This is a genomic window from Clavibacter sp. GW821-FHT01D01, assembly GCF_059422605.1.
In genome coordinates this window covers 1-18,052 of record NZ_JBWKXC010000003.1, presented here as the reverse complement: position 1 = coordinate 18,052, position 18,052 = coordinate 1, and the positions used below count along the sequence as shown (strand labels likewise).

At 75.8% G+C, this 18,052-nt stretch carries 18 protein-coding genes; 9 read left to right on the top strand and 9 right to left on the bottom strand.

Annotation, left to right across the window (positions count from 1 at the left end):
- Positions 1 to 116: 116 nt before the first annotated feature.
- The 6 genes from AC07VC_RS05635 to AC07VC_RS05610 all read right to left on the bottom strand — a co-directional run bounded on the left by AC07VC_RS05635 (position 117) and on the right by AC07VC_RS05610 (position 6,197).
- Complete coding sequence (locus AC07VC_RS05635; RefSeq protein WP_494675552.1) at positions 117 to 857, bottom strand: MBL fold metallo-hydrolase; 741 nt, start codon at positions 855 to 857, stop codon at positions 117 to 119.
- Between the two features lie 109 nt (positions 858 to 966).
- Positions 967 to 2,490, bottom strand: coding sequence for a cation:proton antiporter (locus AC07VC_RS05630; protein ID WP_494675553.1), 1,524 nt, complete (start codon positions 2,488 to 2,490; stop codon positions 967 to 969).
- A gap of 48 nt (positions 2,491 to 2,538) precedes the next feature.
- Positions 2,539 to 3,162 (bottom strand): alpha/beta hydrolase, encoded by a 624-nt coding sequence (locus AC07VC_RS05625; protein WP_494675554.1) that lies wholly within the window; start codon positions 3,160 to 3,162, stop codon positions 2,539 to 2,541.
- Positions 3,159 to 4,142 carry a ring-cleaving dioxygenase gene (locus AC07VC_RS05620; protein ID WP_494675555.1) on the bottom strand — a complete coding sequence of 328 codons (984 nt, stop codon included), beginning with the start codon at positions 4,140 to 4,142 and terminating at the stop codon, positions 3,159 to 3,161. Before AC07VC_RS05620 ends, AC07VC_RS05625 begins: the two co-directional genes overlap by 4 nt.
- A 192-nt stretch (positions 4,143 to 4,334) precedes the next feature.
- Positions 4,335 to 5,030, bottom strand: coding sequence for an Ltp family lipoprotein (locus AC07VC_RS05615; protein WP_494675556.1), 696 nt, complete (start codon positions 5,028 to 5,030; stop codon positions 4,335 to 4,337).
- A 267-nt stretch (positions 5,031 to 5,297) separates the two neighbouring features.
- Positions 5,298 to 6,197, bottom strand: coding sequence for a LysR family transcriptional regulator (locus tag AC07VC_RS05610; RefSeq protein ID WP_494675557.1), 900 nt, complete (start codon positions 6,195 to 6,197; stop codon positions 5,298 to 5,300).
- Positions 6,198 to 6,278: 81 nt separating this feature from the next.
- Here AC07VC_RS05610 and AC07VC_RS05605 point away from each other — a divergent pair, with 81 nt between their 5' ends.
- Both AC07VC_RS05605 and AC07VC_RS05600 read left to right on the top strand, forming a co-directional pair.
- Positions 6,279 to 7,520: an MFS transporter gene (locus tag AC07VC_RS05605; protein ID WP_494675558.1), complete on the top strand. Its 1,242-nt coding sequence runs from the start codon at positions 6,279 to 6,281 to the stop codon at positions 7,518 to 7,520.
- 67 nt (positions 7,521 to 7,587) lie between these two features.
- Positions 7,588 to 8,712: a hypothetical protein gene (locus AC07VC_RS05600; protein WP_494675559.1), complete on the top strand. Its 1,125-nt coding sequence runs from the start codon at positions 7,588 to 7,590 to the stop codon at positions 8,710 to 8,712.
- A gap of 33 nt (positions 8,713 to 8,745) precedes the next feature.
- Here the strand turns inward: AC07VC_RS05600 and AC07VC_RS05595 are convergent, their stop codons facing one another.
- Positions 8,746 to 9,189, bottom strand: coding sequence for an iron chaperone (locus tag AC07VC_RS05595; RefSeq protein WP_494675560.1), 444 nt, complete (start codon positions 9,187 to 9,189; stop codon positions 8,746 to 8,748).
- Between the two features lie 104 nt (positions 9,190 to 9,293).
- On the opposite strand from AC07VC_RS05595, the gene AC07VC_RS05590 reads away from it, so the two are divergent.
- Both AC07VC_RS05590 and AC07VC_RS05585 read left to right on the top strand, forming a co-directional pair.
- Positions 9,294 to 9,563: a hypothetical protein gene (locus AC07VC_RS05590; RefSeq protein ID WP_494675561.1), complete on the top strand. Its 270-nt coding sequence runs from the start codon at positions 9,294 to 9,296 to the stop codon at positions 9,561 to 9,563.
- A 67-nt stretch (positions 9,564 to 9,630) separates the two neighbouring features.
- Positions 9,631 to 10,761, top strand: a complete 1,131-nt coding sequence (locus AC07VC_RS05585) for an SDR family oxidoreductase (RefSeq protein ID WP_494675562.1) — start codon at positions 9,631 to 9,633, stop codon at positions 10,759 to 10,761.
- A 31-nt stretch (positions 10,762 to 10,792) separates the two neighbouring features.
- On the opposite strand, the gene AC07VC_RS05580 is transcribed toward AC07VC_RS05585, so the two are convergent.
- Positions 10,793 to 12,001, bottom strand: coding sequence for a DUF418 domain-containing protein (locus AC07VC_RS05580; RefSeq protein ID WP_494675563.1), 1,209 nt, complete (start codon positions 11,999 to 12,001; stop codon positions 10,793 to 10,795).
- Between the two features lie 134 nt (positions 12,002 to 12,135).
- Between AC07VC_RS05580 and AC07VC_RS05575 the strand changes: the two genes are divergently transcribed.
- Genes AC07VC_RS05575 through AC07VC_RS05560 form a run of 4 tightly spaced genes read left to right on the top strand, consistent with a single transcriptional unit; the run spans position 12,136 to position 15,908 of the window.
- Positions 12,136 to 13,074, top strand: a complete 939-nt coding sequence (locus tag AC07VC_RS05575) for an ABC transporter ATP-binding protein (protein ID WP_494675564.1) — start codon at positions 12,136 to 12,138, stop codon at positions 13,072 to 13,074.
- Complete coding sequence (locus AC07VC_RS05570) at positions 13,071 to 13,952, top strand: ABC transporter permease (protein ID WP_494675565.1); 882 nt, start codon at positions 13,071 to 13,073, stop codon at positions 13,950 to 13,952. Before AC07VC_RS05575 ends, AC07VC_RS05570 begins: the two co-directional genes overlap by 4 nt.
- A 37-nt stretch (positions 13,953 to 13,989) precedes the next feature.
- Positions 13,990 to 15,237: a sensor histidine kinase gene (locus AC07VC_RS05565; protein ID WP_494675566.1), complete on the top strand. Its 1,248-nt coding sequence runs from the start codon at positions 13,990 to 13,992 to the stop codon at positions 15,235 to 15,237.
- Positions 15,234 to 15,908: a response regulator gene (locus AC07VC_RS05560; RefSeq protein ID WP_317231285.1), complete on the top strand. Its 675-nt coding sequence runs from the start codon at positions 15,234 to 15,236 to the stop codon at positions 15,906 to 15,908. The genes AC07VC_RS05565 and AC07VC_RS05560 overlap by 4 nt, the downstream gene beginning before the upstream one ends.
- 24 nt (positions 15,909 to 15,932) lie before the next feature.
- Here the strand turns inward: AC07VC_RS05560 and AC07VC_RS05555 are convergent, their stop codons facing one another.
- A complete protein-coding gene (locus tag AC07VC_RS05555; protein ID WP_494675567.1) occupies positions 15,933 to 16,487 on the bottom strand; it encodes a DUF4232 domain-containing protein in 555 nt (184 codons plus the stop codon).
- A 341-nt stretch (positions 16,488 to 16,828) separates the two neighbouring features.
- Here AC07VC_RS05555 and AC07VC_RS05550 point away from each other — a divergent pair, with 341 nt between their 5' ends.
- On the top strand, positions 16,829 to 17,968 hold the full coding sequence (locus AC07VC_RS05550) for a substrate-binding domain-containing protein (protein ID WP_317231209.1): 1,140 nt from the start codon (positions 16,829 to 16,831) through the stop codon (positions 17,966 to 17,968).
- Positions 17,969 to 18,052: the final 84 nt, after the last annotated feature.

The window sequence follows — 18,052 nt, the reverse complement described above, 5'->3', positions numbered from 1 at the left end:
CGTTGCGGGGAGGGACCCGCCGCGTTGCCGCGACCTCTCCGGGGTGCCCGGCGCGTGCGAGGCCGCCGGCGGATCCGCGATCGCGGGGCGTGGGCCGGGCGGGCGCCCGCCCGGGCTCAGGCCGCCGGCGCTCCCAGCGTCGCGAGGCGCCCGTGCCCCGGGAGGACGCGCGTGCCGGACGGCAGCGCGAGCAGCTCGCGGAAGGCGGCGTCGGCGCGGGCCGCGTCCCGGTGGAACATGCGGGCGAGCTGCTGCGGTCCCTCGACCGCGCTCGTCGGGTGCCCGGTCACGAGCGCGTCGCCCGCGATCACGACGCCGAGCCGGGGGATCGCGTACGACGTGTGGCCGAGCGTGTGCCCGGGCGTGGCGCGCGGCACGGGGCGGCCGGGCACGTCGAGGGGGCCCTCCATCGCGTGCGCGCGGACGTCCGGGTAGCCCTCGGCACGGAGGCCGCCCGCGGCCACGGCGGCATCGGCCCAGGCCATCACGCGCGGGTCGTCGGCGTGCTCCATGACCTGCGCGAGCGTGACCTGGTGGAGGAAGTCGCGCCGCACGTGCCCCACCTCGTCCGGCCCGGTGAGCACCTCGGGCGCGCCGGCCTGCGCGGCGACGACCTCGCCGAGGCCGCCGATGTGGTCGCCGTGCGCGTGCGTGAGGAGGACCGCGCGGAGGTCGACGGCTCCCGTGCGGGCGCCGATCTCGGCGAGGCTGGCGATCACGGCCGGGGCGTCCGCCGGGTAGCCGGCGTCCACGAGCGTGACCTCGGTGCCCTCGGTCAGCACCACCCAGTTCACGTGCGGTCCGTGGACGAGGAACACGTCCGTCTCGACGTCGACGATCTCGTAGGCAGCGTGCATGGATCCTCCGGGCTCGGGCGGTCGCGGGGTGCCCATCGTAGGTCGGACCGGATCCCGGCCGACGACGCCCTCCCCACCCCGAGGCGGCGACCGGGGAGCCGGCGCGCCGTCAGCGCGCCTCGTCCGCCTCGCGACGCCCGAGGGCCACGTCCTCGGCGTCGATCATCGACAGCACGGCCCGCACGGCGAGCTCCGGGTAGCGGCCCTCGCGGCGGGCGGCGAGGACCGCGGTGCGCTCGGCGTCGATCATGCGGCGCCGCACCCGGTCGTGCGCGAGCCGCTCGCTGGTCGTCTCGGGCAGCGCGTCGTCGGCGGGCGCGGCGCCCTCCTCGCGCATCGCGTCGTCGCGTGCCCGGATGCCGGCCTCGCGCGCCTCGTCGAGCAGGCGGTCCCGGTCGGAGCGCTCCTGGTCGTCGGCGGAGTGGCCGAGGCGGAGGCGGCGGATGATCGCGGGCAGCGCCAGGCCGCCCACGAGGGTGCCCGCCACCATCACGAAGGCGAGGAACTGGAGCAGCTCCCGCTCGGGCGTCTCCTCCGGCAGCAGGAACGCGGCGGCGAGCGTGACCACGCCGCGGACGCCGGCGGAGGAGACGGCAGTGACGGTCCGCCAGCTCCACGTGCGAGCTCGGAGGCGCGCGGGTCCGTGGTCGAAGAGCACCTTCGCGAGCCCGACGGACACGAAGCGGGCCGCGGCCAGCACCGCCAGCAGGAGGACCGACAGACCCGCGATGCGCCAGCCGTCGAGGCTCGACTCCGGGAGCCCGCGCACGATGCCGGCGAGGCTCAGCCCGATGAGGAGGAAGACGGCGTTCTCGAGCAGGAACTGGATGGTGCGCCAGTTCACCGACTCCGCGATGCGGGCCTCGGGCGACTGGATCAGCGGCGCCCGGTAGCCGAGCACCAGGCCCGCCGCGACCACGGCCAGCACCCCGGAGCCGCCGAGCTCCTGGGCCGGGATGAACGCGACGTAGGGGATCGCGAGCGACAGGCTCGTGTCGAGGACGGCCGAGCGCAGGTAGCGCCGTACCGCCGAGAAGAGGAACGCGACCCCGAGGCCCACGCCCACGCCGACGAGCACGGCGACGACGAACCCGCCGGCGACGTCGACGGGGTGGACGATCCCCACGATCGCGGCGATGGCGGTGTTGAGGGCGACCAGCGCGGTCGCGTCGTTGAGGAGGCTCTCGGTCTCGAGGATGGACATCACGCGCCGGGGGAGCCGCACCCGCCCCGCCACCGCGGACACCGCGACGGCGTCGGTGGGCGCCACGACGGCGCCGAGCGCGAGGGCCGCCGCGAGCCCCACCGCGGGCACGAGCGCCCAGAGGGTGAGGCCGAACACGAGGAGGGTGACCACCACGACGCCCACCGACAGGACGACGATGCTGTCACGCCGTGCCCGGATGTCGGCGAGCGGCGTGCGGATCGCCGCGGCGAACAGCAGCGGCGGCAGGAGCCCGTAGAGCACGGCGTCCGGCTCGATCTCGATCTGCGGCACGCCCGGCAGGAACGACAGCGCCGCGCCGACGGCGACCAGCGCGACGGGCGCCGACCAGCCGGCGCGGCCCGCCACCCCGGAGACCACGACGGTGACGACGACGAAGGAGACGACCCAGGCGATGATCTCGGGCATTCGCGGCTTCCGGTAGGGGGCGGTGGTGGGCGGGGGTCGGGGCCGGCGTCAGCCGGCGGCGACGCGGGCGCGCGCGGCGTCGAGGTCGCGGGCGTCGAGCCCGTGGCCGCCGGGCCGCACGTGCGACACGGCGTCGGATCCGCGCAGGAGCGCCTCCCGGACCGTGCGCTCCACGTCGGCCAGCGGCGCCATGGCGTCCGCGTCGCCGTTCAGCATGGTGATCCGGGTGCCCGCCAGGTCGTCCGCCGGCACCCGGTCCCCGAGCGGCCAGCGCGCGGAGAACGCGATCGTCGCGGGCACCGCCGTCGGATGCAGCAGCGTGGTCGCCAGCGCCATGTTCGCCCCGTTCGAGAACCCGACCGCGAGGATCGCGCGGCCCTGGAGAGCGTAGGCCGACCGGGCCTCCTCGACCAGCGCGGCGAGATCCGCCGCGCGCGCGACCACGTCGTCGACGTCGAAGACGCCCTCGGCGTGGCGGCGGAACCAGCGGGCCGCCGATCCCTCGAGGACGCTCCCGCGGGGCGCGAGCACGGGCTGCCCGGGGGCGACGAGCCGCACGAGCTCGAGGCCCTGCCGCTCGTCGGCGCCCGTGCCGTGGAGTCCGAGGACAACGGGTCCCGTCGCGGCGCCCGGCTGGAACGCGTGCGGCGTCCGGTCGAGGAGGCCGCTCACGCGACGTCGCCGGGGGCGGGGACGGCCGCGGGCTCCTCGTCGGGCAGGCGCAGGGGCGGCACGGCGGCCTCGATGTCCGCGCGGCTCGGCTCCAGCCACGGCGGGAGGCGGAGGCTGCGGCCGAGCTCGAGCAGCGGCTCGTCGATGTCGAAGCCGGGGGTGTCGGTCGCGATCTCGAAGAGCACGCCGCCGGGCTCGCGGAAGTAGATGGAGGTGAAGTACTGCCGGTCGAGGATCTGCGTGACCTGGTGCCCGCGGTCCACGAGCTCGTCGCGCCACGCCTGCTGCTCGACGCGGCCCGGCACGCGGAAGGCGACGTGGTGCACGGTGCCGCCGGCGGTGAGGCCCGGCTGCGCGGCGGGGTCGGCGACGACGTCCACGAGGGCGCCCGGTCCGCCGTCGCCCGCCGCGTAGCGGAAGCGGCCGTCGCGCTCGTCGACGAGGCGGAGGCCGAGGTCGTCGGTGAGGACGCCGGCGGTGCCCGCCGGATCCCGGACCGTCAGCACCGAGGAGTGCTGGCCGCGGATCGCGTGCTCGGCCGGCACGTCGGCGGAGTCCCACGGGTCGCGGGGATCGACGACGGAGGAGGCGACGAGGTCGATCTGCAGCCCGTCGGGGTCGCGCAGGGAGAGCCGCTCCTCGGCGGAGGACCCGGTCGAGACGGAGGAGCCGACGCCGAGCCCGCGGAGGTGCTCCGTCCACCAGCCTAGGCTCCCGGCGGGCACGGAGAAGGCGGTCGTCGTGGACTGGCCGGCGCCGACGCGGCCCGCCGGCACGCCCTTCCAGGGGAAGAAGGTGAGCAGCGAGCCGGGGCGCCCCTCGCCGTCGCCGTAGTAGAGGTGGTAGCTGCCGGGGCTGTCGAAGTTCACCGTGCGCTTGACGAGCCGGAGCCCCATCGCGCGGACGTAGAAGTCGACGTTCCGCTGGGGGTCGCCGCCGATGGCGGTGACGTGGTGCAGTCCCTGGGTGGTGGCGGTCATGGTGCGCTCCCTTCGTGCGGCCCGGCCGGGCCATGTCCATGCAAACGCATGGGACGCGGGATCATTCCCCGAGTACGTGACCGGGCGCCGCATCCGGGGGCGGGGAGGTGGATGCGAGGACGAGGACGAGGACGAGGACAAGGACGAGGGAGGGTGCGATGGCGCTCCCTCCCTCGTCCCGACGTCCGGACCTCAGTCGTTCAGGTGCTGGAGCGCGTACTCCGCCTCCTCGGCGGTGAACCGCTCGCCGTACTCGCTCGTCAGCTGGTCGCGGATCGCCGCGGGGGACATGGCGGCGATCTCCTGGTACGTCCTCGCCTTGGCCAGGGCGTTCGCGTTCCAGTCCGCCTGGACGTTGTCGATCGCGTACTGGGCGGCCTCGGGGGTGAACCGCTCTCCGTACTCGCTGGTCAGCTGCTCGTAGAGCCCGGCCTTGCTCATGTCGAGGGAGTTCGCGTACGTGCCCGCCTTGACCAGCGCCGAGGCGTGCTCGGCGGGGACGGCGGGGGCTTCGGGCTCGGGGGCGGCCGTCGTCTCGACGACCGCCGGCTCCGTCTCCTCGACCGCCGGCTCCGTCTCCTCGGCCGTCGGCGTCGGGAGGGCCTCGGCGCTCGTGACGGCCTCCGGGGCGGCGCCGGTGGACGTGTCGGCCGATCCGATGGCCGCGCCGAACGCGATCGTGACGATGAGGGACGTGATCGCGGCGACCGCTCCGAGCGACAGGCCCGTGACGGCCATGCCCTTGCTCTGGGCGCCTCGCAGGGCCAGGACCCCGAGGACGACCGCCGCTGCGCCGACGATCAGGCCGAAGACCGGGACGAGCCCGGACAGGAACGCGACGATGCCGACGACCAGCGCGGCGATGGCGAGCCCCTTGGGTCGTACCACCCCGGGAGGCGGCATGGTCGCCGTCGCGCCGGGGGCAGGCGGCGCGTAGCTGCCGGGAGGGCCGTAGGGGCCGGGAGGCGGGGTGGGGCTCGGGTCCTGGGGCGGGTACCCAGGCTGCTCGGGAGTGCTCATGGTCCGAGCTTCACATCATGCGCACGCATCGACCGCCCCCATTTCGCGGGCGCCCCGGGTGGGGGGCACCTGTGCGGCGGCGGCGGCGAGCGGGCATAGTGGCCGTGCGCGGACGGACCACGTACCGGAGGTCGATCACGTCCCGTCGTCGGCGAGCGCACGGTGCGCCGAGCGGAGGGCGTGGAGGAGCGCGCGGGTCGCGGGCTCCAGGACGCCGTCGCGACGCACCGCCATCGACAGCCGCCACGCGGCCTCGAGGCCGGGGACGCGGCGGACGGCGCAGCGCCCGTGGCCGGAGAGCGCGGGGACGAGCGCGACGCCCAGCCCCGCCTCGACGTAGCGGGGGACCGCGGTGAGGTCGCCGACCTCGATCCCGACGCGGCGCGCGATCCCGCGGGCCGCGAGGAGCCGGTCCGCGTGGACGCGGTTGCCGAAGCCGGGCGGGGTGTCGACGAACACCTCGTCCGCGAGGTCCCCGGCACGGATCCGGGCCGCCGTCGCCAGCCGGTGCCCCGGGGGCAGCAGCAGCACGGTCGGCACCTCGAGGACGGTCTCCAGGCGCAGCCGCGGCAGGTCGCCCGCGGGAAGGCCCGCGAACGCGATGTCGAGGCGTCCGGCGGCGAGGTCGTCGGCGAGGCCGCGCGTGCCCTCCGGGCTCGTGACCAGCTGGAGGTCCACGGCCGGATGCGCTGCGTGGAAGGCCCCGAGCACGCGCGGGAGGTCGACCAGGTCGATGCTCGCGAAGACCCCGACGCGCACGCGTCCCCGCAGCTCGCCGCCCGTCTCGCGCGCCTCCGCGGAGACCCGGTCGGCCGCCGCCACGGCGGCCCGCGCGAGGGGGAGGAGGCGCTCGCCGGCGGCCGTGAGGGAGACGGGCGACGTGGAGCGGTCGAGCAGCACCGTCCCCAGCGACCGCTCGAGCGCCTGCACGGACGCCGACACGGTGGACTGCGTCGCGTGCAGACGGCGCGCGGCGCGGGTGAACCCCGACTCCTCGACCACGGCGATGAGGTACTCGAGCTGGCGCGTCTCCATGCGACCATCATCGTCCATGGCGATGGGCATCGCCAGGATCATCCGTTGGACACGATGGGTCGACCGGCGGATCCTCGGACCGTGACCACCGAGCTCCTGGCGCCGCCCGCCGCCGTCCCCTCCCGCTCCCGCCACCGTCTCCCGCACGCCGCGGGCTTCTGGACGACGGCCGTCGCCTTCACCGTCGTCATGGCCTACGCGACCGTGCCCACCCCGCTCTACTCCCTGTACCAGCAGCGCGACGGCTTCCCGACCTGGGTGCTCACGGTCGTCTTCGCCGCCTACGCCGTGGGCGTGGTCGCGAGCCTCTTCCTGGTGGGCCACCTCAGCGACCAGGTCGGGCGTCGCCGCCTCACCCTCCTGGCCGTCGGCGTCGAGGTCGTCTCGGCGGCGCTCTTCCTCCTGTTCCCCGAGGTGCCGGGGCTCATCGTCGCGCGCCTCGTCAGCGGCGTCGGGGTCGGGATGCTGACGGCGACGGCCACGGCGCACCTCGGCGAGCTGCACGCGGCGGCCCGGCCGGGAGCCTCCCCGCAGCGCGCCGTCACCGTGTCCGGCGTCGCGAACATCGGCGGGCTCGCGCTCGGGCCGCTCGCGGGCGGTCTCGCCGCGGAGCTGCTGCCCGCCCCGCTCGTCGTGCCGCACGCCGCGTTCCTCGTCCTGCTCCTCCTGGCCCTGGCCGCCGTCGCCCTCGTGCCCGAGACGGTGCGGGCACCCGCGCTGCGGCGTCCCTACCGGCCGCAGCGGCTGGCGGTCCCCGCGGCGTCGCGCGGGGTGTTCCTCACGGCGGCGGCGGCCGCCTTCGCGGGGTTCGCGGTCTTCGGGCTCTTCACCTCCCTCGCGCCGACGTTCCTGGCGACGACGCTGGGGCAGACCGACCGGCTGCTGTCCGGGTCCGTGTCCTTCGCGGTCTTCGCCGCCGCCGCCGTGTCCCCGCTCGTGGCGGCGCGCCTCGACGCCCGGCGCCAGGTCGCGGCGTCGCTGGTCCTCCTGCCGGTGGGCCTCGTGCTGCTGGCCGCGGGCGGCGTCCTCGCGTCCCTGGTGCCCTTCGTCGCGGGCGGCGTGCTCGCGGCGGCGGGCGTCGGGCTCTCGTTCCGCAACGCCCTCGCGACCGCGGGCGCGCTCGTGGAGCCGGCGCGCCGCGGCGAGGTCCTGGCCGCCGTGTTCCTCGTCGCCTACGCGGGGATGGCCGTGCCCGCGGTCGTCGCCGGCGTCGCGCTCGCCTGGGTCGCCCCGGTCGCCGTGCTCACGGCGTTCGCGGCCGTCGTGCTGACGCTGGGGGTCGTCGCGGGCGCGGGCCTCCTCCGCGCGACCCGGCGCGGCTGACGCCCCGCCCGCCGCATGGCGCGTGACCGTCGGCCGGGCACCTAGCCTGGAGCGCGAGGGGGCGCCGATGGACGTGCACTGGCTGAGCGCGCCGGACGACGAGGTCGCCCGGGCGATGCGCGCCGTGCGGACCGGGGCCCGACCCCGGTGGATGCCGTCGCGGCGCAAGGTGCTGGCGCACGTCAGCGACTCCCTCCTGCTCTGGGCCCTGTGCCTCGTCCTCATGACCTGGGGTGTCGTGACCGACGGCCGGGGCGACGGCACCGTCACCCCGTCGACCATCGCGGGCCTGTCCGGCGCGGCCGTCGTCCTGGGCGCGTGGTTCCTCGGATCGCGACTCCTGCACCGCTGGGCGGCCAGGCCCCCGTCGCCGCGGTCCCGCGGCCGCGAGTGGCGGCAGCACCTCACCGCCCTGGCGAACGGCTTCGAGCCGGATCCGATGGAGGTCCCGCCCTTCCGCGCGCTCGTCACGGGCGGGGTGACGGGCGTCAGCGCGACCCCGCGCTTCCGGACGACCGGAGCCGAGTTCGGCGTCATCCGCCGCCGGGGCGCCACGCACGGCGGCTGGACCTACGTGGCCCTCGCCCTGCCCGTGCCGCTCCCGCACCTGGTGCTCGACGCGACCGCGAACGACCGGCGCGGCAGCGACCTGCCGGCCAGCGTCCGGCGCGATCAGCGCCTCTCCCTCGAGGGCGACTTCGACCGGCACTTCCGGCTGTACGCGCCCGGCGAGTACGAGCGCGACGCGCTCTACCTCCTCACCCCGGACGTCATGGCCGCGCTCGTCGACGACGCCCGGGACTTCAACGTGGAGGTCATCGACCGGCGCGTGGTGTTCTTCCGCCGCGACCCGGCGGACCACTCGCGGCCCGAGCCGTGGGAGGAGGCGGGCCGGATCATCGACGGCGCGGGCGCGCGCCTCGTCGCGCGGGCGCGTCGCTACCGGGATGACCGGGTGCTCCTCGGCGGCGGTCCGCCCGCGCCGCTGCGCGAGGACCGCGACGAGCAGCCGCCGGATCCCCGGCTCCCGCGCATCGCCGAGGACGGCCGCCGGCTCGACGTGCACGACGCCCGCACGGGGACGCTCGGCTGCCTCGCCTGGGCCGCCTGGGTGGCCTTCCGGTTCCTGCTGCTCTTCGTGCCCGCCGTGTTCGCCTTCGCGGGCTTCATGTCGATCGTCGACGGGCGCTGAGGGTGCCCGGGGCGCCCGCCTCGGGCGGGAGTATCAGCCGCCGACCGCCCGCCGCAGCAGCTCCGCCACGCGCTCCGCGTTCGCGGGATCCACGGTCGTGAGCGCGTACGACGTGGGCCACATGGTGCCCTCGTCGAGCCGCGCCGGGTCCTGGAAGCCGAGCGTCGAGTAGCGGGTGCCGAACTTCGACCCCGGCTGGAAGAACGCGACGGGCTTGCCGTCGGCGTCCGCGTAGGCCGGGAAGCCGTACCAGGTCTTGGGGGCGAGGTCCGGCGCGTGCTCGAGCACGAGGGCGTGCAGCCACTCCGCGATGGCCCGCTCGTCGTCGGGCATCGCCGCATGCGCGTCGAGCACGCCCTGGAGCGCCGCGGCCTGCTTGTCGGCCGACCTCTGCCGCTTCGCCTCCTCGCGCAGCTCCCGGGCGCGCTGCTTCACCGCCTCGCGCTCGTCCTTCGAGAGACCGCCGTCGTCCGTCATGTGCGCTCCTGCCCGGTGGTGTCCCTGGAGCGTGGCAGGTGCGGGGACGGACGACAAGCGGCGCCGCGGATCCGGGCGTCGCCGCGACAGCGTACGGTCGGAGCATGAGCACCCACGAGCAGGACCAGCCCATCATGGACGGCGCCGGCGACGCGACCGCCGAGGAGAAGCGGGCCGGGCTCGCCGAGCAGGTCGCCTACGACCACCGGGACAGCGGATCCGAGGCCATGGCCGCGGACCTCGACCGTCGTGCGGCGGACGCCGGCCTCACCGACGCGCCCGCCGACCCCGCCGCCACGCAGGCGGTCTCCACCGGCAGCGACGGCGCCGACGGCGAGGCCGACGCGGAGGCCGACGGGCCGCACCCGGCCTGATCCGACCGACACGCCCGCGACGAGCCGCCCGGAATGCCCGGGCGGCTCGTCGCGGTTGGGGCAGGGGATGACCGAGAACCGACAGACCCCCGTCCGCACGTCCGCCGCCCCCGCGTCGCCTCGCTCCCACGGTACGGGCCGCACGGCGCTCGTCGTCGGCGCGACCGGCATCAGCGGATCCGCGCTCGTCGACCGGCTCACGGCCGAGGGCTGGCAGGTCCTCGCGCTCAGCCGCCGCGCCGGCGCCGAGCGGCCGGGCGTGCGCTGGATCAGCGCCGACCTGCGCTCCGCGGACGACCTCCGCCGCGCCCTCGCCGACGAGCGCCCCACGCACGTCTTCTTCACCGCCTGGTCCCGCCAGGCCACCGAGCAGGAGAACATCGACGTCAACGGCGGCATGGTCCGCGACCTCCTCGCCGCACTCGACGGCGCGCCCGTCGTCCACGCCGCGCTCGTCACCGGCCTCAAGCACTACCTCGGCCCCTTCGAGGCGTACGGCCAGGGCGACATGCCCGACACCCCGTTCCACGAGGACGAGCCGCGCCTCGACGCGCCGAACTTCTACTACGCGCAGGAGGACGAGCTGTTCGCCGCCGCCTCCCGCCAGGGCTTCACCTGGTCGGTGCACCGCTCGCACACGGTCATCGGGCACGCCGTCGGCAACCAGATGAACATGGGCCTGACCCTGGCGGTCTACGGGTCGATCTGCCGCGACCTCGGGCTCCCGTTCGTGTTCCCCGGCAGCCGCACGCAGTGGGACGGCCTCACCGACGTGACCGACGCGACGGTGCTCGCCGAGCAGATGGTCTGGGCCGCGACGACCGAGGCGGGCCGCGACGAGGCCTTCAACGTGGTCAACGGCGACGTCTTCCGCTGGCGCTGGATGTGGCCGCGCCTCGCCGCCCACCTCGGCGTGCAGCCCGTGGGCTTCGAGGACGCACCGCGCCCGCTCGAGGCGCAGATGGCGGGCATGGAGGACGAGTGGGCGCGCATCGCCCGCGACGCCGGTCTCGCCGAGCCCGACCTCGGCCGCATCGCGTCGTGGTGGCACACGGACGCCGACCTCGGCCGCGACATCGAGGTCGTCACCGACATCAGCAAGAGCCGGCTGGCCGGGTTCACGACCCACCACCGCACCCTCGACAGCTTCCTCGGGCTGTTCGAGCGCTACCGCGCCGAGGGGCTCATCCCGCGCTGACCGGGCGCGCCGGCGCCGGGGGACCCGCGGGTCACGGCGTCGGCCGGCCGTACGCCAGGCGGCGGATCGCCCACTCGGCCGGGCCCGCCCGGCCGGCGCGCTCGAGCCCCACGGCGAATGCGACGGTGACGAGCCACACGCCGACGGCGACGAGCGCGATCCGCGCCGAGCCCGCGCCGACGCCGAGCCCGAGCGACCACGGCTCCAGCAGGATCGCGAACAGCACCGACTGGAGCAGGTAGCAGCTCATGGAGCGTCGGCCGACCGCGGCGAGGGCCACGAGCACCGGACCGGGCGCCGGATCCCCGCGGCGGGCCCGCGCGGCGACCGCCCAGCCCACGAGGCCGAGGAGCCCCAGCGCTCCGCCGACGCCCGTCGCCCCGTGCAGCACCGCCACGAGGTAGAGGACGACGGGATCCGCGTCGAGCGCGCCGACCGTCGCGAGCACCAGCGGCAGCGCGCCGAGCACGCTCACCGGCAGGCCGACGAGCGCGAGCCGACGGAGGAGCGGCAGGTGGGCGGCCGGGTCCTCGAGCACCCGGCGGCGGCCGAGCAGGATCCCGAGGGCGGCCAGCGGCACGAGCGCCCCGACCGACACGGGCGTCGCGACGAGGATGGCGGCCAGCGCGATCGCGCGCGCGCCGAGGTCCCCGAGGAACGAGCCGTCGCCGCCGAGGCCGAACGCGGAGCCGGACCCGTCGTCGGCGCTGAACCCGTCCGCGCCCGCGAGGACGAGGAACACGATCGCGGGCGCCCACACGAGCACCCGGACGACGCGGTCGCCCGCCCGGTACGCGGCCGCGAGGCCGAGCCCGAGGATCCCGTACGAGAGCAGGATGTCGCCCTCGAAGAGCAGCACGACGTGCAGAGCCCCGAACAGCATGAGCCCGAGGCTCCGGCGCACCAGGAGCCCGCGGGCGCGCGGGCCGTCGACGCCCGCGGCCGCCTGCCGGCGGAGGACCACCGTGAAGCCGTACGCGAAGAGCATCGTGAACAGCGGGAACGCCCGGTTGTCGACGAGCGTGCCCACGAGGGCGTCGGCGACGTGGTCGAGCGCCGTGCCGTCCGTCGGGCGCGCGAGCGGGCCGAGCGGCCGCCCGGAGATGAAGTACACGGAGTTGGCGAGCGCGATCCCGAGCAGCGCGATCCCGCGCAGGAGGTCGGGCGCGAGCATCCGCTCCCCGGCGGCCACGGGCCGGCTGTACGGGATCGGCGGCGCGGGCGTCGGGCTCGTGGTCATGCGCCCAGCCTGGCGGTCGCGACCGGACCCGGGCGACCCCCACGCGAGGGAGCGCGGCATCCACCGATCGGCGGATGCGGCGGATCGACCGCTCGGCCGTTCCGCTGCCGCGGCGCGACCGGCACGCTGGACCCATGACCACAGCAGCCGTCGAGGAGCACGTCAGCGTGCGCGACCTCGAGAAGACCTACGGCACGACCACCGCGCTCCAGGGCGTCACCTTCGACATCCACCGCGGCGAGACGTTCGCGCTCCTCGGGCCGAACGGCGCGGGCAAGTCCACCACCATCGAGATCCTCGAGGGGTACCGGCTGCGCAGCGGCGGCTCCGCGACCGTGCTCGGCGTCGACCCGGCGAAGGGCGGCCGCGCCTGGCGCGCCCGCATCGGCATGGTGCTCCAGTCGAGCTCCGAGAGCGGCGCGATGACGGTGCGCGAGCAGGTGGCGCACTTCGCCCGCATGTACCCGCGGCCGCGCGACGTGGACGCCACCATCGAGGCCGTCGGCCTCACGGAGAAGGCGGGCACCCTGCTGCGCGCGCTGTCCGGCGGCCAGCGGCGGCGCGTGGACGTGGCCCTCGGGATCATCGGCCGACCCGAGCTGCTGTTCCTCGACGAGCCGACGACCGGCTTCGACCCGGAGGCGCGGCACCGGTTCTGGGACCTGGTGCGCGAGCTCAAGGCCGAGGGCACGACCATCCTCCTCACCACGCACTACCTCGACGAGGCGCAGCAGCTGGGCGACCGGGCGGCCGTGATCGCGGGCGGGCGCCTGGTGGCGATGGGCCGGCTCGACGAGATCGGGGGAGAGGAGGCGCGGATCCCGCGCGTGCTGTGGCGCGACGACGACGGCGCCCACGACGAGCGGACCCGCACGCCGGGCGCCCTCGTCGCGCGCCTCTCGGCCGCCACCCCCGGCGGCGAGCCGCGGGACCTGCGCATCGTCCGGCCGAGCCTCGAGGACGTGTACCTGGGGCTGCTCGCGGAGGCGGGCGAGGCGGGGGACCCGCCCGGGTCGGCCGAGGCGCCCCCGTCGGCGTCCGCCGTCGCCGCCGTCGAGGAGGCCGCCGCGTGAGCGCCGTGCGTCCGACCACCCCGGCGTCGGCATCCGCCACCGCGCCCGCCGCCGCGTCCGCCCTCCCCGGCGTGCTCGCCCTCGGCATCCACCGGATCCGCTACGAGGTGCGCCGCTACTTCCGGCAGACCGACACGATCATCTTCACGTTCCTGTTCCCGGTGATCATGCTCACGATCTTCTCCGTCGCCTTCGGGTCGTCGGGGAACATGGGCACCGCGCCCGACGGCTCCGGGGGCGTGAGCGCCGCGGCCTACTACCTGCCGGGCATGATCGCGGCGGGCATCCTCCTCAGCGGCGTGCAGAACCTCGCGGTCGACATCGCGATGGAGCGCAGCGACGGGACGCTCAAGCGGCTCGCGGGCAGCCCGCTGCCGGTCCTGTCGTACTTCATCGGGAAGGCCGGGCAGGTGGTCGCCACCTCCGTGCTGCAGATGGTCGTGCTGCTCCTCGTCGCGCGACTGGCCTTCGGCGTCGAGCTCCCGACCGACGCCGGCCGCTGGGCGACGTTCGCGTGGGTCTACGCGCTGGGGATCACGAGCTCGGCCGTGCTCGGCATCGCCCTGTCCCGCGTCCCGCGCTCGGGTGCCTCCGCCACGGCGGTCATCACGCCGATCGTGCTGGTGCTCCAGTTCATCAGCGGCGTCTACCTCACGTTCACGATGCTCCCGACCTGGCTGCAGGACGTGGCCTCCTTCCTGCCGTTGAAGTGGATGGCCCAGGGCATGCGCGCCGTGTTCCTGCCCGAGCAGCTCGCCGCCGTCGAGCGCGGTGGCACGTGGGACCTCGGCGGCGTGCTCGTCGTGCTCCTCATCTGGCTGGTGGGCGGGACGATCGCCGCGATGGCGACCTTCCGCTGGATCCGACGGGACTCCTGAGCGTGCGCGCGCATCCGGCGGCTGGCAGGCTCGGGGCATGATCCCCACCCGCTGGGTGCACGTCGCCTACGCCGTGACCATGGCGCTCCTCGTCGTGCTCGCCGTCACCGGGCTCGACGACCCCGGCCCGGCGCTCGCCGCCGTCGCCGCGATGTCGGCGCTGTACGTCCTCGTGGGCCGCCCGGCGCTCGTGGCGTCGGCGGCCGCGGCCGCCTCGGTGCCCGAGCGCCCGGAGCGGTCGGCCGTCGTGTTCCTCGTGCTCGTGATCCCGGCCGCCACCTGGGGCGTCGCGACCATGTCGTCCTTCGCGATCGTGCAGTGCGTCCTGTGCCCGCTCGTCTGGCTGCTCACGACGAGCGTGCGAGACGCCGTGCTCGGCACCCTCGTGCTCACCGTGTCGATCGCCCTCGGCTTCGTCGCCGGGTTCGGGGACTTGCCGGGCGCGCTCCCCACCATGGCGGTGTCGCAGGGGCTCAGCCTCGGCGGGAGCATCGCCCTCGGGCTCTGGATCACGCGCATCGCCGACCTCAGCCGCGAGCGCCTGGAGCTGCTCGACGGGCTGCGCGCCGCCCAGGCCGAGGTCGAGGAGCTCGGCCGGGAGGCGGGCGCGGCGCGCGAGCGGCAGCGGCTGTCGGCGGACCTGCACGACACGGTCGCCCAGGACCTCACGGGCCTCGTGATGCTCGCCCAGCGCGGCCGGCGCGAGCTCCGCGGCGCCGACGCGGACGCCGCCGACGCGACCGTCGCGCTCCTCGAGGAGAGCGCGCGGGACGCCCTGACGCAGACCCGGTCCATCGTGGCCGCCACCGCCCCGGTGGAGCTCGGCGACGGCCTGGGGCCCGCCCTCGCGCGCCTCGGCGCCCGCATGGAGCGGGAGACGGGCATCCCGGTGGCGGTGCGGACCGCGGCCGACGCGGGCGCCGTGGACCGCGACGCCGAGGTGATCCTGCTCCGCTGCGCCCAGGAGGGCCTCGCGAACGTCCGCCGCCACGCCGGCGCGACCGCGGTGGAGCTGGTGCTCGCGCGCGCGGGCGCCGACGTCGTGCTCGGCGTCCACGACGACGGCCGCGGCTTCGACGCGGGCAGCCCGTCCGCCGGCTACGGGCTCGACGGCATGCGGCGCCGGCTCGCCGCCGCGGGCGGACTGCTCGAGGTGGCGAGCGGCCCCGGCGGCACGCGGCTCACGGCCCGGATCCCCGCGCACGCCGCGGCGCTCCCCGCGGTCGCCTCCGCGGTCGCGCCCGCCCCTGCGGCGACGCCCGCCTCCACGCCGGCACGCGCATGACCGCGGGTCCCATCCGCGTGGCCGTCGTCGACGACCACCCCGTCGTGCGGGCCGGCCTCGCCGCCCTCCTCGCCTCCGCGGAGGGCATCGAGGTGGTGGGCCAGGCGGCCGACGGCGCGGCGGCCGTCGCCCTCGCGCGCGCCGAGCGGCCGGACGTCGTCCTCATGGACCTCCGCATGCCCGTCCTCGACGGTGTCGGCGCCACCACCCGCATCCGCGAGGAGGCGCCGGACGTGCGCGTGCTCGTGCTCACGACCTACGAGACGGACGCGAGCATCCTCACCGCCATCGAGGCGGGCGCCCGCGGGTACCTGCTGAAGGCCGCGCCGGAGGACGAGATCCTCGCGGGCGTCCGCGCCGTCGCGCGCGGCGAGGTGGCCCTCGCGCCCGCCATCGCGGCGCTGCTCGTGCGCGAGGTCGCCCGCCCGGCGGCGGAGCCGCGCGCCCCCGTGCCGGCCCTCAGCCCCCGGGAGACCGAGGTGCTGGCCCTCGTCGCGATCGGCCGCACCAACGCCCGCATCGCCGCCGAGCTGCACGTGACGCCCGCGACCGTGAAGACGCACCTGCTGCACGTGTTCGAGAAGCTCGGCGTCGGCGACCGGACCCGGGCGGTCACGCTGGCGATGGAGCTGGGCCTGCTGCCGCCGGCGACCCGGCCCGCCGACGCCTGAGCCGACCCGCGCGGGCGTCGCGGATCAGGAGGACGCGACGAAGGCGCCCACCTCGAGCAGGGCGTGGTCCGCGGTGGTGCACGCCGCCTGCGGCCACGCGATGAAGAGCGACGCGGTGGATCCGGGCGGGTAGACGCGCAGGCCGTCGGCGTCGGTCGTGCCGCACTCGGCGTCGGCGTAGACGCCCGGCTCCGTGTAGCGCAGCGGCGCCTGGGCGGAGGCGCCGGGAGCCAGCCGCACGGTCGGGTGGTCGGCGGCGCGGTCGAGCGTCGCGGGGACGCCGAGCTGCGTGCCGTCGCCGCCGCCGACGAAGGAGACGCCCGGCCAGCCCTGCAGGCTGCAGGCGGCGGAGGACGAGTTGGCGACGACCACGGTGACGCGCTGCTGGCTCATCCCCGTGCCCTCGCCGGGGTCGCCGCCGGGTCCGGAGGCGGGCGCGACGGATCCGGTCAGCTGCTCGACGGTGCACCGGGCGTCCTCGCCGGAGGCGGCCGGGTCGCCGGTGGCGCCGTCGGCGGCGGCGAGGGCGAGGGGAGCGAGGACGCGGGGGAGCCGCGCGGGGCGGCGATCGGTGCTCATCGGACCTGTCCACGCCGCCGACCGCCCCCGCGCGAGGGCCTGTCCGATCCGCGCGGCCCCGGCCGTCGTCCGCGCGGGCACCCCCGACCGCGGGACACCCCGGTAACGCTTGCGTAACGTCTCACGGCAGCCGTATCCGCAGCCAGGGAAATGGATAAGTTCTGACCGACGACAAAAGTGCGGACCGCCGGTGACCGGCCGTCCGCTCCGCGTCGCCCAGCACCTCCACACCACAGCAGCACCCGACCCGAGGACGCGTCGGCGCACCGCACGGCTCCCGCGACGACGCGCGGCCCGGTGCCCGCACGGCCCGGGCGGGCCACCCGAGAGGACCCGCCGACATGGCATCCGGACGACACGCACGACAGATCAGCTCCCTCCTCCTCCTCGCCGGCGTCGCCGTCGGCCTCACCGCGTGCGCGCCCCAGGGCGCCACGAACACCGGCTCGGCCGGTGGCGGCGACGAGTCCGGCACCGAGTGCAACGTGGGCATCTCGATGCCCACCCGCAGCCTCGAGCGGTGGATCAACGACGGCGAGGGCCTGAAGACCAAGCTCGAGGCCGACGACTGCGCGGTCGACCTGCAGTACGCCGACAACAAGACCGACGCGCAGATCAGCCAGATCCAGAACCAGGTCGCGGGCGGCGCCAAGATCCTCGTGGTCGCGGCCGTCGACGGCAAGACCCTGGGCCCGGCCCTCGAGGACGCGAAGACGCAGGGCGTCACCGTCATCGCGTACGACCGCCTCATCAACGGCACGGACGCGGTCGACTACTACGCGACCTTCGACAACTACAAGGTGGGCCAGCTCCAGGGCGAGTTCATCAAGGACCAGCTCGACCTCGACAACGCCGCCGGGCCCTTCACCATGGAGCCGTTCGCCGGCAGCCCCGACGACAACAACGCCGGCTTCTTCTTCGGCGGCGCCTGGGACGTCCTCCAGCCCTACGTCGAGAGCGGCAAGCTGACGGTGCCCTCGGGCAAGTCGCCGGCCACGAGCGAGGACTGGCAGTCCATCGGCATCCTCGGCTGGGGATCCGACGACGCGCAGGCCGAGATGGACAACCGCCTGCAGTCGTTCTACACGGGCGGCCAGAAGGTCCAGGTCGTGCTCTCGCCCAACGACAGCCTCGCGCTCGGCATCGAGGCGTCGCTCTCCAGCGCCGGCTACGCGCCCGGCGCCGACTGGCCCGTCATCACCGGCCAGGACGCCGACAAGGCGAACGTCCAGGCGATCCTCGCGGACAAGCAGTCCATGACGGTCTGGAAGGACACCCGGGCGCTCGGCGACCAGGTGCAGAAGATGATCGGCGAGATCGTGGCCGGCGACGACGTCACCGTCAACGACACCGACTCGTACGACAACGGTAACAAGGTCGTCCCGTCGTTCCTCCTCGACCCGCAGGTGGTCGTCAAGGACGACGTGCAGACCACGCTCGTCGACTCCGGCTTCCTGAAGGCCTCCGACGTCGGCCTGTAGCCCGCACCGCGGTCGACGGGCGCCCGGCACCACGCCGGGCGCCCGTCGGCCGCGCATCCGTCTCCACCCCGCGGGCGCCGACCC